The sequence below is a fragment of the Microbacterium sp. TPU 3598 genome (genome assembly GCF_002356155.1).
Lineage (GTDB): Bacteria > Actinomycetota > Actinomycetes > Actinomycetales > Microbacteriaceae > Microbacterium > Microbacterium maritypicum_A.
This window is the reverse complement of the sequence record NZ_AP017975.1, coordinates 3,610,216-3,625,637: the sequence shown is the minus strand read 5'-3', so window position 1 is coordinate 3,625,637 and position 15,422 is coordinate 3,610,216. Positions and strand designations below refer to the sequence as shown.

Genomic DNA, 15,422 nt, shown 5'->3' with positions numbered 1-15,422 from the left:
AAAAGGGATCCGGCCGGCGACCTCAGCCCTGGGATTCCTCCGCCGCGCTCGCGAGCACACGCTGCAACGGCTGATAGTGCTCGATGACGGCCTGCCGATAGCGTTCGACATCACCCGAACGTGCGGCGTCGAGCATGTCGCCGTGCGCCTTCGCCGTCTTGTGGATGTCGTCGGGCTGAGGGATGCCCAGCTGGGGGAGCACGGCCGTGTGCACATCCCAGAAGGCGCCGACCAGCTGACCGACCAGACGGTTGCCGATCGCGCCGAAGAGGCGGGTGTGGAACGCGCGGTCCTCGTCGAGGAAGTGCTCCCCGCGCTCGGCCTTGGCGACCATGTCGGCCACCAGGGCGTCGAGCTCGGGGTCGGGGTCGTCCTGAGCGGCGGCCACCACGCGTTCGGCCATCGACAGATCCAGCGCCAGGCGCACTTCGACGACCTCCCGCAGCGCCTGCAGGGATCCCTCCGGCGACAGCACCCCGCGGAACACGAGGGCTTCGACCATCGGGTCCAGCGACATCGGTCCGACATACGTGCCGTGGCCGTGACGCACATCGACGATGTCGAGGGTCGAGAGCGTGCGGATCGCCTCGCGCACGGAGGATCGCGAGACGTCGAGCTCCTCGCAGAGCTCCGCCTCGGTCGGCAGCGGGTCGCCCGGCGTGAGCCCCCGGGTCAGGATGAGCTGCTTGATCTGATCCGCCGTGGTCGAGCGCCGCATGCGTGACGCCCTACTCGTGGTGGACTTCATGGGGCTCCCTCTCGTGCCTGGCAGAAACGCTCCGATCATCTCACTCTTGTGATCTGATCGAACCTGTGTCTAGAGTACATCAGACATCAGATGTCCTCAAGATGTTCCCCCCACCACCCTGGAGCACACATGAACCGACACATCACCCGCCGCCGCGCGGGTCGATTCGCGATGGCGGTCGCCGGCACAGTCGCCGCGTCCGTCGCCCTCGCCGGCTGCGGCGCGGGCACCACCAGCACTCCCGACGAGAGCGCAGCCGCGAGCGAGATCGACCCCGACGGCATCATCGAAGCGGGCATCTCGTACACGCTGAACGGCAGCTTCGACCCGATGGTCGCGTCGGGCGCCGTCACGGTCTCGGCGAACTGGCACATCTTCGAGGGGCTGGTCGACCTCGACCCCGTCACCCAGAAGTCTGCCCCCGCCCTCGCCGCCGACCTCCCGACGAAGATCGACGACACGACCTACGAGATCGACCTCCGCGAAGGCGCCACCTTCCAGAACGGCGATCCGGTCACCGCCGACGACGTGGTCTTCAGCTACGACCGCGTGCTCGACCCGAACAACAACTCGCTCTTCCTGTCGTTCGTCGACTTCATCGACACCGTCACCGCGGTCGACGACGACACCGTGCGGATCACCACCGACTACCCGTTCTCGCTGATCAACGACCGCCTCGGTGTCGTCAAGATCGTCCCGAAGTCGGTCGTCGAAGCCGACCCCGAGGGCTTCGCCACCAACCCCGTCGGTTCCGGCCCGTACTCGCTGGTGTCGGCCGTTCCCGAGGACAAGCTCGTCTTCGAGCGCTACGACGACTACAACGGGCCGCGCCCCGCGCTCGCCGCCGGCATGAACTGGAACCTGCTCTCCGACGCCTCCGCTCGCGTCACCGCGATGTCCACGGGCACCGTGCAGGCGATCGAGGACGTGCCGTACATCGACGTCGACGCGCTCGCCTCCTCGGCCGACGTCGACAGCGTGCAGTCGTTCGGCCTGCTGTTCATGATGTTCAACACCAAGGCGGCGCCGTTCGACGACGTCCGCGTGCGCCAGGCCCTGCACTACGCCCTCGACATGGACAAGATCATCGGCACCGGCATGCTCGGCAACGCCACGCCCGCGACCTCGTTCCTGCCCGAGACCTACCCGAACTACCACGAGGCCTCCACGGTCTACACCTACGACCCCGAGAAGGCGAAGGAACTGCTCGCCGACGCGGGCGTCTCCGACCTGTCCATCACCCTGCTCACCACCGACACCGGATGGGTCAAGGAGGTCGCCCCGCTGATCAAGGAGTCCCTCGACGCGATCGGCATCGACACGACGCTCGACATCGGGCAGTCCGCGTCGATGTACGAGAAGGTCGACTCCGGCGACTACACGGTGGCCGTGGCCCCCGGTGACCCCTCGGTCTTCGGCGTCGACCCCGACCTGCTCATGAACTGGTGGTACGGCGAGAACGTCTGGACCCAGACCCGCACCAACTGGGCCGACTCTCCCGAGTACGCCCAGCTGCGCACGCTCCTCGACACCGCCGTCCAGCAGGAGGGCGAGGAGCAGCAGAAGACCTGGGACGAGGCCTACGACCTGCTCTCCGACCAGGCCGTGCTCTACCCGCTGTTCCACCGCAAGCTGCCGACCGCATGGAGCAGCCAGGAGCTGGTCGGATTCCAGCCCGTCCCCACCACCGGACTGTCGTTCCTCGACGTCGGCGTGGCGGCGAAGTAGCCCGCACCAGGGGGCGCGCTCACCCGACGAGTGCGCCCCCTGTCTCTCCCATACCCCCGGAAGGAGCGGCACGTGTCCCACACGCTCCGCCTCATCGGCCGGCGACTGCTGCAGCTGCCGCTGATGATCCTCGGCATCACGTTCCTCGTGTTCTTCGTGATGTCGTTCTCCCCCGTAGACCCGGCGCGCACCGCGCTCGGCGAGACGGCGTCGCCCGAAGCCCTCGAGGCGTACCGCGAGGACCACGGCCTCGACCTCCCGCTGTTCGTCCGCTACGTGAACTTCCTGCTCGGACTCGTGCAGGGCGACCTCGGCACCTACTCCGCACGCAGTCTCCCGGTGATCGACGAGGTCGCCCGCGCCTTCCCGGTGACCCTGGCCCTCACCTTCCTCGGGCTCCTCATCGCGGTGATCGTCGCCTTCGTGATCGGCGTCCTCGCCGCCGTCTACCGCGACCGCTGGCCCGATCAGGTGATCCGCGTGTTCGGCGTCGCGGCGCTCTCCACGCCGTCGTTCTGGCTCGCCATCCTGCTCATCCAGGTCTTCACCCTGGGGCTGAACCTGCTGCCGGCCTCCGGGCCGCTCCCGGATTTCTGGAGCGACCCCTCCGGATGGCTCGCCCGCATGACCCTCCCCGCCATCGCGCTCGCCGTGCCGGTGATCGGTCAGCTCTCCCGCGTCGTGCGCACCTCGATGGTCGAGGAGCTCGACCGCGACTACGTGCGCACCGCCCTGGGCGCCGGCATCCCGCGAGTGATCGTCGTCGGTCGCAATGTGCTGCGCAACGCCCTGATCACCCCGGTCACCGTGCTCGGACTCCGCATCGGCTACCTGCTCGGCGGTGCGGTCGTTATCGAGATCATCTTCGCCATCCCGGGAATGGGAACGCTCATCCTCAACGGCGTCACCAACAACGAACCCAACCTCGTGCAGGGTGTGACGCTCGCCGTGGCGCTCGCCTTCGTCGTGATCAACATCATCGTCGACCTCCTGTACGTGCTCATCAATCCTCGAATCCGGGCGGTGTGACATGCGACGCAAACTCACGGAACGTCTCTCCGTTCCCGGTTTCCGCTGGGGCCGGCTGTCCCTCGGATCGATCATCTGCATCGCCGTGCTGGCGATCATCGGGCTGGCGGCGATCTTCGCACCGCTCATCGCGCCCTTCGACCCGCTGGCGTCCGGGACTCCGGTGCAGCCGCCGAGCGCGGAGCACTGGTTCGGCACCGACCGTCAGGGCCGCGACATCTTCTCCCGTCTCGTCTTCGGTGCCCGCTACTCGCTCGTGATCGGCATCGGCGCGACACTCGTCGCGCTGCTGGCTGCCTGCGTGCTCGGGACGATCGCCGCCACGGCCCCGAGGTGGATCTCCGAGACGCTCATGCGCGTCATGGACGTCGTGATGTCGTTCCCCGGCATCGCGCTCGCCGCCGTCTTCGTGGCGGTGTTCGGCAAGTCGCTCCCCGTGCTCGTGCTCACGATCGCGTTCCTCTATGTGCCGCAGCTCACCCGCATCGTCCGCGCCAACATCCTCGACCAGTACGGCGAGGACTACGTCTCGGCCGTGCGCGTGATGGGCGCGGGCACCCCGCGCATCATCGTCCGCCACGTGGCGCGCAACGCCATGGCCCCCGTGCTGGTGTTCGCGACCGTGCTCGTCGCCGACGCGATCGTGTTCGAGGCTTCGCTGTCGTTCCTGCAGGCCGGGGTTCCCGACCCCGAGCCGTCGTGGGGCAACGTGATCGCCGCCGGCCGCAATCTGCTGATGAGCGGCGCGTGGTGGGCGACCTTCTTCCCCGGCATCCTCATCATGCTCACGGTGCTGTGCCTCAACATCCTCTCGGAGGGGATGACCGATGCGATGGTGTCGCCGCGGGCACGCAAGATCACCGCGGATGCCGCGGGCACCGAGGAGTCCACGCACGAGCTCGAGGTCGCAGCGATCCCCGACGACACCCACGTGATCCCCACCGTCGACACGGCGGTGAACCTCTCCGTTCCGAGCGGGGTGCCCGACACCCTGGTGCCGCGCGCCGAGGCCGTTCCTCTCGCCGAGCGACTGGCCGAGCTCCGTCAGCGCGAGCTCTCGCGCACCGACCGCCTGGTGTACACGGCGGAGGAGAAGCCTCTGCTCGACGTGCAGGATCTGTGCATCTCGTTCCCCCGTCATGGCGACGTGGACGTGGTCGACCACGTCAGCTTCACGGTGCGCCCCGGCGAGACGATGTCGCTGGTGGGGGAGTCGGGCTGCGGCAAGTCGATCACCTCGCTCGCGATCATGGGCCTGCTCGATCCGAAAGCCGACATCCGCGGGCGCATCCTGTTCGACGGCGAGGACCTGCTGCAGATGGCACCCAAGGAGCGCAACGCGCTGCGCGGCCACGACATCGCGATGGTCTACCAGGACGCGCTGAGCTCCCTCAATCCGGCCATGCTCATCCGCTCCCAGATGAAGCAGCTCACGTCGCGCGGCGGCACCCGCACCGCCAGGGAGCTGCTGGAGCTCGTGGGTCTCGACCCCGAACGCACCCTCGCCTCGTACCCGCACGAGCTCTCGGGAGGCCAACGGCAGCGCGTGCTCATCGCCATGGCGCTCACCCGGAACCCGCGACTGGTGATCGCCGATGAGCCGACCACGGCCCTCGACGTCACGGTGCAGGCGCAGGTCGTCGACCTGCTCATGCGGTTGCAGAAGGAGCTCGGATTCGCGCTCCTGTTCGTCTCGCACGACCTCGCGCTCGTCGCCGAGCTCACGCACCGGATCACGGTGATGTACGCGGGCCAGGTCGTCGAGCAGGGCACGACCAGAGAGGTGCTGACCCAGCCGGTGCACGAGTACACGCAGGGGCTCCTCGGCGCGGTGCTCTCGATCGAGGCCGGTTCCGATCGTCTTCATCAGGTCTCGGGCGTCGTGCCGTCGCCGCGAGACTTCCCGACGGGCGACCGCTTCGCGCCGCGCTCCAGCGACCCCGCCCGGTACGCGGGCGTCGCCCCGGTGCGGCGGCACATCGCAGGAACCGAGCACTACTACTCCGCGCATCCCGACGATGCGCCCGTCGAGCCGATCGGAGCAGGACGATGAGCGAACCCGTCATCGAGCTCAAGGACGTGCACGTCCGCTACAAGACCCGTGCCTCCTCGCTCTTCCGGCCGCAGTACGTGGACGCGCTGGCGGGGGTCTCGCTCACCGTGAAGCGCGGGCAGACGCTCGGCATCGTCGGCGAGTCGGGGTCGGGCAAGTCGACCTCGGCCAAGGTGCTCATCGGCCTCGAGAAGCCCACGAGCGGGCAGGTCGTGTTCGGGGGAGAGCCGGTGCGATCCTTCACGCCCGCCGTGCGCAGACGACTCGGCCGCATCCTCTCCGTGGTGTTCCAGGATCCGGCGACCGCCCTGAACGCGCGGATGACGGTGCGCGATGCGCTGCTCGACCCGATGCAGGTGCACCGCCTCGGCAGCCCGTCGACCCGGAGCCGAAAGGTGCGCGACCTGATCGGTCTCGTCGGACTGCCGGCATCGGCCCTGGACGCCCTGCCCAGCCAGCTCTCGGGTGGCCAGCGCCAGCGTGTGGCGATCGCCAGGGCGCTCGTGCTCGACCCGCAGGTGATCGTCGCCGACGAGCCCACCTCGGCGCTCGACGTCTCGGTGCGCGCCCAGATCCTCAATCTGCTGACCGATCTGAAGGATCAACTCGGCCTCGGGATGGTGTTCATCTCCCACGACATCCAGACCGTCCGCTATCTCTCCGACGAGATCGCCGTGATGAACAAGGGGCGCGTCGTCGAGTTCGGCGATGCGGCCCGCGTGTTCGACGCGCCCTCCGACGAGTACACCAGAACGCTGCTGGGCGCTGCGCCCTCGCTGCTCGAACCCCACCACTGAAACGACCGGAACACACATGTCTGCTGCCTCTCCCGCCCCCGTCTTCGCGGGCGTCGTCCCGCCCGTCGCCACCCCGCTGCTCGAGGACGGATCGATCGACCACGTCTCCCTCTCCCGCCTCGTCGACCGTCTGGTCGCCGAGGGGGTGTCAGGACTGTTCGCGCTCGGCTCCACCGGCGAGACCGCGTACTTCACCGACGACCAGCGCGTCGAGCTGCTCCGCACGATCGTCGCCGCGAACGCCGGTCGGGTGCCGGTCATCGCCGGCGCGATCGAGCTCACGGCGCCGCGCATCATCGAGACCGCCCGCCGTCTGATCGATGCCGGCGCCCAGGCGATCGTCACGACGGCTCCGCTGTACACACTGAACTCGGCAGCCGAGGTCGCCGACCACTTCCGCACCATCGCGGCGGCCATCGACGCCCCGCTGTGGGCCTACGACGTGCCGGTGCGCGTGCACTCCAAGCTCGGCATCGACCTGCTCGTGCAGCTGGGCACCGAAGGGGTCATCCACGGCGTGAAGGATTCCTCGGGTGACGACGTCTCGTTCCGGCGCCTGATCGCGGCGAACGATGCCGCAGGGGGTCCGCTGCAGCTGCTCACCGGACATGAGGTCGTCGTCGACGCCATGGCCCTCGCCGGTGCCGACGGCGTGGTTCCCGGGCTCGCGAACGTGGAGGCCGCGGGGTACGTGCGACTGTGGGAGGCCGCGAAGAGCGGCGACTGGGAGACGGCTCGGGCCGAGCAGGAGCGCATCAACCGCCTGTTCGACATCGTGTTCCAGCCGAAGGGCCTCTCGGGTGATGCGACCGGTGTCGGCGCGTTCAAGGCGGCCATGCACGCCCGTGGCATCATCGATCACGCCACGATGGCAAACACCGTGCAGGCGCTCGACGTCGACGCGGTCGCCCGCATCCGCGACATCCTCGACGAGCTGCATCTGCTCCCGGTCGCCGTCGGCTGATGGGCGAGGTCGTCCTCGCCGTCGACATCGGCGGCACCAAGACGGCCGCGGCCCTCGCCGACCGCGACGATGCACTGCTGCGGACCGAGGTGGCCGCGACGCCGGCGGCCCAGGGGCCGGTGGCGGTCGTCGCCACCGTCGTCGCGCTCGCCGGACGTCTCCTCGCCGGCAGCGGGCTGCGCCTTTCGGGCGTCGGCATCGGCACGGCCGGGGTCGTGGATGCCGGAACCGGGACGATCGTTTCCGCCACGGATACGTTCGCGGACTGGCCGGGTACACCGCTGGCCGCACTCGTGCGCTCGGGACTCGGCGCGCATCTGCTCCCCGACGCTCCCGTCGCCGTGCAGAACGACGTCGACGCGCACGCGGCAGGAGAGCATCGACACGGTGCCGCGGCCGGGGCGGCGAGTGCGCTCGTCGTCGCGGTCGGCACCGGTGTCGGTGCAGGAGTCGTGCTCGACGACAGGGCCGTGCGGGGTGCGCATCACGTCGCGGGGGAGATCGCGCACCTGCCCGTGCCGGGAGCCGCACACCTGCGCTGCCCCTGCGGGCGCTTCGGGCACCTCGAGGCCATCGGCTCCGGCATCGGGATGCATCGGCACTTCCGGTCTCTCGGAGGCGATCCCGGCATCACCGATGCGCGGGGGGTCGCGATGGCAGCTGCGGCCGCGGACCCCATCGCCCGCCGGGCCCTCGACGAGTCGGCCGCGGCGGTGGGTCGGGCCCTCGCGGGGGCGGCGACGCTTCTCGACCCTGAGCGCATCGTGGTCACCGGGGGCGTGCCGAACATCGGTGAGTCCTGGTGGCTTCCGATGCGCGCCGCCTTCCACGCCGAGGCGATCGATGCGCTGCAGAACACCCCCATCCTGCCGGGCGCGCTCGGCGACGACGCACCGCTGCGCGGAGCCGCGGCATCCGCCTGGAGGCGACCATGAGATTCACCGACACCCTCGAACGACTGCGGGGTGGACTGATCGTCTCGTGCCAGGCCTACCCGGGTGAGGCCATGCGCGACCCCCGCACGATGGCGCAGGTCGCGGCGTCCGCCCTGGCCGGAGGAGCAGCCGGAATCCGCGTGCAGGGGCTCGATGACATCCGCGCGACGGCACACCTCCCTGTTCCGATCGTGGGGCTGTGGAAGGACGGCGACGCCGAAGTCTTCATCACTCCGACGCTCCGGCACGCTCGGGCCGTGGCCGACGCGGGCGCCGACATCGTCGCGGTCGACGGGACGCGGCGCCCGCGCCCGGACGGGCTGACGCTCGCGGAGACGATCGCGGGCCTTCGCGCGGACACCGACGCGCTGATCATGGCCGACTGCGGCTCCCTCGACGACGCGATCGCCGCCGAGGCCGCCGGCGCCGATATCCTCGGCACCACCCTGTCGGGGTACACCGGCGAGCGCCCGAAGACCACCGGGCCCGACCTGGAGCTCATCGCGCTGATCGCCGCCCGTTGCCGCCGCCCGATCGTCGCCGAGGGGCGCGTCCACACACCCGAGCACGCCGCGGCCGCGATCGCCGCCGGGGCGTTCTCGGTGTGCGTCGGCACCGCCATCACGCATCCGTCCACGATCACCACCTGGTTCGCCGATGCCGTCGCGGGAGCACGCGCATGACCGCGCCCATCCTCGTCAGCGCCTACCCGGCCTCTCCCGCCCACGCGCACTGGGATCCGGTGCTCGAAGGCGCGCTGCTGCCCGCATTGTGCGCGCTTCCCGGGGTCGCCGGACTCGAGGTGCCGTGGATGGGGCGCCTGCATCCGCACGATGACGCCTGGTTCCTCGCGAACGTGCCGGCCGTGCCGCTCGCCGTCACCCCGATCCCGTTCGTCATGGGGCGCGTCGGGGCACACCCCGGGTATGGTCTCGCCTCGGCCGATGAGGAGGGGCGCGCGGCGGCGGTCGCCGATCTTCGGAGGGTCGCCGCCGACGTCGCGCGCATCGACGGCGAGAGCGCCGCATCCGTCGCGGTGGTGACGGTGCACTCCGCGCCGCGAGCGACGGCCGCCATGGAGCCGCTCGTGCGCTCGCTGGGGGAGGTCGCCGCGCTCGACTGGTCCGGCGCGCGCCTGGTCATCGAACACTGCGATGCGTTCGTGCCCGGCCGCGTCCCTGAGAAGGGTTTCCTGCCCTTGGACGCCGAGATCGCCGCGATCCGCTCGTCGGGACTGCCGATCGGAGTGTGGCTCAACTGGGGGCGTTCCGCGATCGAGCTGCGCGATGCGGATGCCGTCACCGCGCAGGTCGCGGCGGCGGCGGCGTCCGGCCTCCTCGTCGGCCTGGCGTTCTCAGGGGCCGCCCCGGTGCAGAGCCCGTATGGCCACCCATGGAGCGATGCGCACCTGCCGATCGCCTCGACCCACCCGGAATCCGCTTCGCTCCTCGACGACGCGCACGTCGCCGCAGCGCTCGCCGCTGCGGGCGACGTCGAGTGGTTGGGGCTGAAGACGGCCCGCCGCCCCGACGACACCACCGCGGCGGATGCCCTGCGCACGGTCGCGCGGAACCTCGAGGTGGTGCGCGCCGCAGGCTGACCGGAGGGAACGGCGGCAGCCGTCGGCGCGGTGTCGTCGACGGCTCGCCGCGCGAGCCCGAGGAGTCGAACGCCGCTCGCGGGACGACGAGATCCGGCCTTGTCCGTGGGGATACCCCTCGCTAGAGTGACTTGAAATCTGACATCAGACGTCATATTTCCGCACGAACAGAAAGGTCTGTCCATGCACGTTCCTTCCTCGCCCCCTTCCCGGAGCCGCCGCCTGCTGCGATGCGGCACGATCGGAGCGCTGGTCCTCGCGCTCAGCCTCCCCGCCGCCGCTGCCTCGGCGGCCCCGGCGCCCGGGTATCTGACCGATCCGAACGCCGACCCCGGCGACTACCTCGAACTGAACATCGGCGCCGACCGCACGGCCTCGAACTACTTCTACCGGATCCCCGCGCTCACCCACCTCGGCGACGGCGTGGTCCTCTCGGCGTGGGATGCCCGGCCGGGAAGCGCCGCTGACGCCCCCAACCCCAACTCGATCATCCAGCGCCGCTCGACGGACAACGGTCGTACCTGGGGTCCGCTGCAGATCATCGCCGCGGGGAAGACCGGGAGCGGCCAGTACGGCTACTCCGACCCGAGCTACGTCGTCGACCGGCAGAGCGGTCGGGTCTTCGCGTTCTTCGTGCGCTCCCAGGACCAGGGGTTCCAGGGGAGTGCCTACGGCGACGACGACGCGAACCGGCAGGTTCTGGGAGCGGCCGTGATCCATTCCGACGATGGCGGCGCGACCTGGAGTGCGCCGCGGCTCATCACCGACGTCGCCAAGACCTCCAACGGCACGACCAGCGGGGGCGTCTACACGCCCGTCGCGGGCGATGTGAAGGGCACGTTCGCCACTTCGGGCGAGGGGATCCAGCTGCGCTACGGCGCGTATGCCGGGCGGCTCATCCAGCAGTACGCTGGCACCGTGCGTCAGGCCGACGGATCCACCGCGATCCAGGCGTACTCGGTGTATTCCGACGACGGCGGCGACACCTGGCAGCGTGGCGAATACGTCGGCACCGGCATGGACGAGAACAAGGTCGTCGAGCTCTCCGACGGACGCGTCATGCTCAACTCGCGAGACAGCTCCGACGGGCGTCTTCGCAAGGTCGCGATCTCGACCGACGGCGGTCACAGCTATGGTCCGGTCACCCGCGACGCCGAGCTGCCCGACCCCACGAACAACGCCTCGATCACCCGCCTGCATCCGGACGCCGCCGCGGGCAGCGCCGACGCGAAGAAGCTGATCTTCACGAATGCCGCCAACGGGGCGAACAGCAACCGTGTGAACGGAGCGGTGCGCCTCTCCTGCGACGACGGCGAGACCTGGCCCGGTCTGCGCACGCTCGAGACGGGGACCTTCGCCTACTCCAGCGCGACGGCGATCGATGACGGCAGGGTGGGGGTGCTGTGGGAGGCGGGCTACACGAACACGATGCAGTTCTCCTCGTTCGACGACGCGTGGCTGAACGCGGCGTGTGCGCCACTGTCGGTGCCGAAGACCGCTCTGACCGCCGGAGTCGCCACCACGGTCCCGGTCACGATCACGAATCAGGAGGCGGCCGCGCTCAGCGGCGCCGTGACCTTCCACACCGCCGCCGGTTGGACCGCGACCACCGCGCAGATCACCGGTCTCGCACCGGGAGCGAGCGCCACCGTGAAGGTGCAGGTCACCGCTCCGCAGGGCGTCTCTGGTGAGCAGCGTCTCCAGGCCGCCTTCACCGCCGCCGACGGACGCCTCAGTCAGACGACCGCGACGTTCACCCTTCCGCAGTCCTCCGCGCTCGGAGCGACCCTCACGGCGACGAACACCTCGGCCCCGCGCGACGTCGCGACGAATCCGTACACGGTGGGGGAGCAGCTGAGCTTCCGAGTGCGGGTCGTGAGCACAGCGGGCGTCACGACGGTCGTCACTCCGGCGACGAACACCTTCACCGCCGGCTTCGCTCCCACCGCGTGCCGATGGCTGAATCTCCCGGCCTACGACGCCTACAACTGCAGCACCCCTCGACGCACGCTCACGCAGGCCGACATCGACCGCGGATGGTACACGCCGGAGTTCGCGTTCACCGTGGCACCGGCCGACGGCTCGGCGCCGGCGGTCACCGTGACCCACGCGGGCGCGCCGGTGGCTCTGCGCGGCTGACGAGCATCCGTCATCCCCCGACGAGCGGTCCGTGGAACCCCCCCAGCCCGCAGAAACTCCCCGCCCGCAGAAACTCACAGCCCGTTCTCAGGGCCGCGGGACCAAAACGGGCCGCTCGTCGGTTCTCCTCTATGACGGCGCAGCCAGCGACGTCGGACAAGGAGTCAGATCATGTCGAACGACTACGGCACGACCCCCGAGGCCGTCAGCGGCCTCACCCCTCTGCAGTACCAGGTGACCCAGCAGGACGCGACCGAGCCGCCCTTCCGCAACGCGTACTGGGACAACCACGACGACGGCATCTACGTCGACGTCGTCTCGGGCGAGCCTCTGTTCTCGTCGACCGACAAGTTCGACAGCGGCACCGGATGGCCGAGCTTCACGAAGCCCATCGACGCGGATGCCGTGACCACGCGCACCGACCGCTCGCTGTGGATGAAGCGCACCGAGGCGCGCTCGGCCGTCGCCGACAGCCACCTCGGTCACGTATTCGACGACGGCCCGCGCGCCGAGGGCGGCCTGCGCTACTGCATGAACTCGGCGGCTCTCCGCTTCATCCCGGCCGAAAGCCTGGAGGAAGAGGGGTACGGTCGCTACAGCGCCCTCTTCGCACGCCCCACCACCGACACCCCCGCACCTTCCGACACCACCGAGGAGCAGTCATGACCGACACCGGAACCATCACCCGCACGCCCGGGACCGAGACGGCCGTTCTCGCCGGCGGCTGTTTCTGGGGGATGGAAGACCTGATCCGCCGTCAGCCCGGTGTGCTCGACACCCGGGTCGGCTACACCGGCGGCTCGAACGAGCACGCGACCTACCGCAACCACCCCGGCCATGCCGAGGCCGTGGAGATCGTGTTCGACCCGACGAAGACGACCTACCGCGACATCCTGGCGTTCTTCTTCCAGATCCACGACCCGTCGACGCTGAACCGTCAGGGCAACGACATCGGTTCGAGCTACCGCTCGGCGATCTTCCCGCTCACCCCCGAGCAGGAGGCGATCGCGCGCGACACCATCGCCGATGTCGACGCTTCGGGCCTGTGGCCGGCGAAGGCCGTCACCACGATCGAGCCGGCAGGGCCGTTCTGGCAGGCCGAGGAAGAGCACCAGGACTACCTGATCAAGTACCCGAACGGCTACACGTGCCACTTCCCGCGTGCGGGTTGGGTGCTGCCGAAGCGCGACGAGGCCGCCGCCACCGTCTGACGCGGAACCCGAGAATGGCCCGGTCGCATCCGACCGGGCCATTCTCGTGAGCGGTCTACGCCTCGGCGAGGAACGCCACGGCCGCGTCCTTGAAGTCGCGCGAGCCCGGGGCGTTGAAGTGGTTCCGGTTCGGGATCTCGAAGAACCGTCCGTCGGGGGCGGCTGCGGCCAGCGCCCGCGAACCCTCGATGATCGCGTCCTTCGAGCCGGTGGCGAAGAGGATCGGCCGCGTCGGCGCATCCGAGGGATCGGGGTCGATCATGCCCGACGCCCGCATGCCCTCCGCGAGCGCGACGAGTGCCTGCAGGTCGTTTCCCGGCACCCGTTCGGTCAGCGCGATGTAGTTCTGCGTGGTCCGATCGGCCACCGGGGTGCCGTCGGCGATGTACTTCCGGACCTGTTCGAGATCGAGCCGCGCCAGGGGGATGCCGTCCGGCACCCCTCCCAGCACTGCACGCCCGATGCGGTGCGGCAGCTCGCGAACGACCTCCCAGCCCACGCGTGCGCCGAGCGAGTAGCCGACGTAGAGGGCGTCGTCGACGAGGTACGTGTCCATCACGGTCTCGACATCGGTCACGAGTGTGCGGATCCGGTAACCGTCGGGGTCATGTGGCTTCTCGCTGAGGCCGTGGCCGCGCTGATCCAGTGCCAGCACGCGATAACCCGCGCGCGTCAGCTCGCGTACCCATCCGGTGAGCACCCAGTTGTCGCGCGCGCTCGACGCGAAGCCGTGCACGATCACCACGACGGGGGCGTCGAACTCGCCCCAGGTGTAGGTCGCCAGTCGTGTGCCGTCGGCGGCGTACACCTGCTGGGGTTCGGGCATGCTGGTCAGGTCGGAGAGAGGGACGGCCACCTCTCCATCTTGGCCCTGTTCCTGGACGGCGGCGTCGGGTGCGGGATCAGCGCGTCGACCTGATCGGCCACACCGCGAACGCGCCGAGCACCGACAGGACTATGCCCACGGGGAAGAGCCCGGCGAAGCCGAATGCGATCACGATCAGACCCGAGACTCCGGGGGCCAGCGTCTGGGGCAGGGTGGCCGCGATGTTCACGACCCCGAGGTCTTTCGCGAACGACTGCGCCGAGGGGAGCACCTCGCTCATCAGTGCGGTGTCGACGGCCTGGAACATGCCGAACCCGAGCCCGGCGATGAACGACATGATCATCCACGCCTCGATCGTCGGCGAGATCCACGGCAGCAGCAGTGCAAGACCGGTGACCACCGACGAGGCGAACACGAACGGCTTGCGTCGCCCGACCCTGTCGGAGAGCGGACCGGAGATGATCGTGGAGATCAGGATGCCGGCGAGGCTGAGGAGCCCGACCAGCGGGATGACCGTCTCGGGCTTCTCGATGTGCAGATAGTCGGTCATGATGTAGAGCTGATATCCGGTCACGGAGAAGTAGCCCGTGAACAGCAGCAGGCGGCCGAGGAACGCCCAGAAGAAGTCGGGGTGCTTGATCGGGCTGACCCAGAAGGTGCGCAGGAACGCGCTGAGGTCGAACGGCTCGGGCGTGATCCGTTCGCTCGAGTAGTCCGGGTTGAACACGACGAACAGTGTGATGACGACGAGGGCGAAGACCGCGAAGACCACGTAGCCCGCGGCGATGCTGTTGAAGAACAGGGAGCCGACGATCTGACCGCCGAGCGAGCCGACCATGAGGCCGATGCCGGAGAGGGCGGCGAAGGTTCCCCGGCGCTTGAGGGGCACGCGGTCGGGCATCACGGCGGAGAGCGGGCCCTGGGCGAAGTTGTACGCGATCTGCACCAGAGTCCACGCGATGGCGATGCCGACCAGGGAGTCCGCGAAGGCGAGGCCGACCAGGGCCAGCCCTCCGGCGAGGACGCCGACGATCATCCACGGTGCACGCCGACCGAAGCGGGAACGCGTCCGGTCGGAGATCTGCCCGGCGATCGGCTGCGCGATCATCGCCGCGAACGCACCGATCGTCGCGATGATCGCGAGGTTGGCGACCTTGTTCTCCTCGCCGAGCGCGACCGTGACCTGCTGGGGGAGGAGGATGCCGGGGACCGCGCCCCAGATCAGGAAGATGCCGAGGTTGGCGGGGATGATCCAGCCGAGCAGGCGCCGGATCCCCTTGAGGGGCGGGGGCGGGTCGTCGTTGCCGGCGGCGGTGCGGATGAACGTCGTCTCCGTGATCGGGACGGTGCTCTCGGGGGTTGCGGGCGTTCCAGACATCGTCGTCGTGGTCC

The 15,422-nt window shown here is 69.5% G+C and carries 14 protein-coding genes; 11 read left to right on the top strand and 3 right to left on the bottom strand.

Annotated features, from left to right (window positions below; all coding sequences use genetic code 11):
• Positions 1-22 precede the first annotated feature (22 nt).
• Positions 23-718: a FadR/GntR family transcriptional regulator gene (locus MST3598_RS17280; RefSeq protein WP_021199489.1), complete on the bottom strand. Its 696-nt coding sequence runs from the start codon at positions 716-718 to the stop codon at positions 23-25.
• 159 nt (positions 719-877) lie between these two features.
• Here MST3598_RS17280 and MST3598_RS17275 point away from each other — a divergent pair, with 159 nt between their 5' ends.
• The 11 genes from MST3598_RS17275 (at position 878) to msrA (ending at position 13,204) form a co-directional block, all read left to right on the top strand.
• A complete protein-coding gene (locus tag MST3598_RS17275) occupies positions 878-2,476 on the top strand; it encodes an ABC transporter substrate-binding protein (RefSeq protein WP_021199490.1) in 1,599 nt (532 codons plus the stop codon).
• A gap of 72 nt (positions 2,477-2,548) precedes the next feature.
• Positions 2,549-3,505, top strand: coding sequence for an ABC transporter permease (locus MST3598_RS17270; protein ID WP_029260694.1), 957 nt, complete (start codon positions 2,549-2,551; stop codon positions 3,503-3,505).
• A gap of 1 nt (position 3,506) precedes the next feature.
• A complete protein-coding gene (locus MST3598_RS17265; RefSeq protein ID WP_051671236.1) occupies positions 3,507-5,558 on the top strand; it encodes a dipeptide/oligopeptide/nickel ABC transporter permease/ATP-binding protein in 2,052 nt (683 codons plus the stop codon).
• Positions 5,555-6,355 carry an ABC transporter ATP-binding protein gene (locus MST3598_RS17260; protein WP_021199493.1) on the top strand — a complete coding sequence of 267 codons (801 nt, stop codon included), beginning with the start codon at positions 5,555-5,557 and terminating at the stop codon, positions 6,353-6,355. Before MST3598_RS17265 ends, MST3598_RS17260 begins: the two co-directional genes overlap by 4 nt.
• Positions 6,356-6,371: 16 nt before the next feature.
• Positions 6,372-7,319 carry a dihydrodipicolinate synthase family protein gene (locus MST3598_RS17255; RefSeq protein ID WP_021199494.1) on the top strand — a complete coding sequence of 316 codons (948 nt, stop codon included), beginning with the start codon at positions 6,372-6,374 and terminating at the stop codon, positions 7,317-7,319.
• The gene (locus tag MST3598_RS17250) at positions 7,319-8,254 is read left to right on the top strand and encodes an ROK family protein (protein ID WP_029260692.1); all 936 of its coding nucleotides are present in this window, start codon (positions 7,319-7,321) and stop codon (positions 8,252-8,254) included. Before MST3598_RS17255 ends, MST3598_RS17250 begins: the two co-directional genes overlap by 1 nt.
• Positions 8,251-8,937 (top strand): N-acetylmannosamine-6-phosphate 2-epimerase, encoded by a 687-nt coding sequence (locus tag MST3598_RS17245; RefSeq protein ID WP_029260691.1) that lies wholly within the window; start codon positions 8,251-8,253, stop codon positions 8,935-8,937. Before MST3598_RS17250 ends, MST3598_RS17245 begins: the two co-directional genes overlap by 4 nt.
• Complete coding sequence (locus tag MST3598_RS17240; RefSeq protein WP_051671235.1) at positions 8,934-9,854, top strand: DUF4862 family protein; 921 nt, start codon at positions 8,934-8,936, stop codon at positions 9,852-9,854. Before MST3598_RS17245 ends, MST3598_RS17240 begins: the two co-directional genes overlap by 4 nt.
• Before the next feature lie 183 nt (positions 9,855-10,037).
• Complete coding sequence (locus MST3598_RS17235) at positions 10,038-11,993, top strand: sialidase family protein (RefSeq protein WP_051671234.1); 1,956 nt, start codon at positions 10,038-10,040, stop codon at positions 11,991-11,993.
• 171 nt (positions 11,994-12,164) lie between these two features.
• Positions 12,165-12,659 (top strand): peptide-methionine (R)-S-oxide reductase MsrB, encoded by a 495-nt coding sequence (gene msrB, locus MST3598_RS17230; RefSeq protein ID WP_029260688.1) that lies wholly within the window; start codon positions 12,165-12,167, stop codon positions 12,657-12,659.
• Positions 12,656-13,204, top strand: a complete 549-nt coding sequence (gene msrA, locus MST3598_RS17225; protein ID WP_029260687.1) for a peptide-methionine (S)-S-oxide reductase MsrA — start codon at positions 12,656-12,658, stop codon at positions 13,202-13,204. The genes msrB and msrA overlap by 4 nt, the downstream gene beginning before the upstream one ends.
• Positions 13,205-13,259: 55 nt before the next feature.
• On the opposite strand, the gene MST3598_RS17220 is transcribed toward msrA, so the two are convergent.
• Together MST3598_RS17220 and MST3598_RS17215 are read right to left on the bottom strand one after the other, a co-directional pair.
• The gene (locus MST3598_RS17220; protein WP_096359657.1) at positions 13,260-14,060 is read right to left on the bottom strand and encodes an alpha/beta fold hydrolase; all 801 of its coding nucleotides are present in this window, start codon (positions 14,058-14,060) and stop codon (positions 13,260-13,262) included.
• 46 nt (positions 14,061-14,106) lie between these two features.
• Positions 14,107-15,408: an MFS transporter gene (locus MST3598_RS17215; protein WP_029260685.1), complete on the bottom strand. Its 1,302-nt coding sequence runs from the start codon at positions 15,406-15,408 to the stop codon at positions 14,107-14,109.
• Positions 15,409-15,422 lie beyond the last annotated feature (14 nt).

Bases quoted from the DNA above. Each gene is read 5' to 3' on its own strand.
- MST3598_RS17280 (WP_021199489.1), bottom strand. From the start codon at position 718: ATGCGGCGCTCGACCACGGCGGATCAGATCAAGCAGCTCATCCTGACC.
- MST3598_RS17275 (WP_021199490.1), top strand. From the start codon at position 878: ATGAACCGACACATCACCCGCCGCCGCGCGGGTCGATTCGCGATGGCG.
- MST3598_RS17265 (WP_051671236.1), top strand. From the start codon at position 3,507: ATGCGACGCAAACTCACGGAACGTCTCTCCGTTCCCGGTTTCCGCTGG.
- MST3598_RS17260 (WP_021199493.1), top strand. From the start codon at position 5,555: ATGAGCGAACCCGTCATCGAGCTCAAGGACGTGCACGTCCGCTACAAG.
- MST3598_RS17255 (WP_021199494.1), top strand. From the start codon at position 6,372: ATGTCTGCTGCCTCTCCCGCCCCCGTCTTCGCGGGCGTCGTCCCGCCC.
- MST3598_RS17250 (WP_029260692.1), top strand. From the start codon at position 7,319: ATGGGCGAGGTCGTCCTCGCCGTCGACATCGGCGGCACCAAGACGGCC.
- MST3598_RS17245 (WP_029260691.1), top strand. From the start codon at position 8,251: ATGAGATTCACCGACACCCTCGAACGACTGCGGGGTGGACTGATCGTC.
- MST3598_RS17240 (WP_051671235.1), top strand. From the start codon at position 8,934: ATGACCGCGCCCATCCTCGTCAGCGCCTACCCGGCCTCTCCCGCCCAC.
- MST3598_RS17235 (WP_051671234.1), top strand. From the start codon at position 10,038: ATGCACGTTCCTTCCTCGCCCCCTTCCCGGAGCCGCCGCCTGCTGCGA.
- msrB (WP_029260688.1), top strand. From the start codon at position 12,165: ATGTCGAACGACTACGGCACGACCCCCGAGGCCGTCAGCGGCCTCACC.
- msrA (WP_029260687.1), top strand. From the start codon at position 12,656: ATGACCGACACCGGAACCATCACCCGCACGCCCGGGACCGAGACGGCC.
- MST3598_RS17215 (WP_029260685.1), bottom strand. From the start codon at position 15,408: ATGTCTGGAACGCCCGCAACCCCCGAGAGCACCGTCCCGATCACGGAG.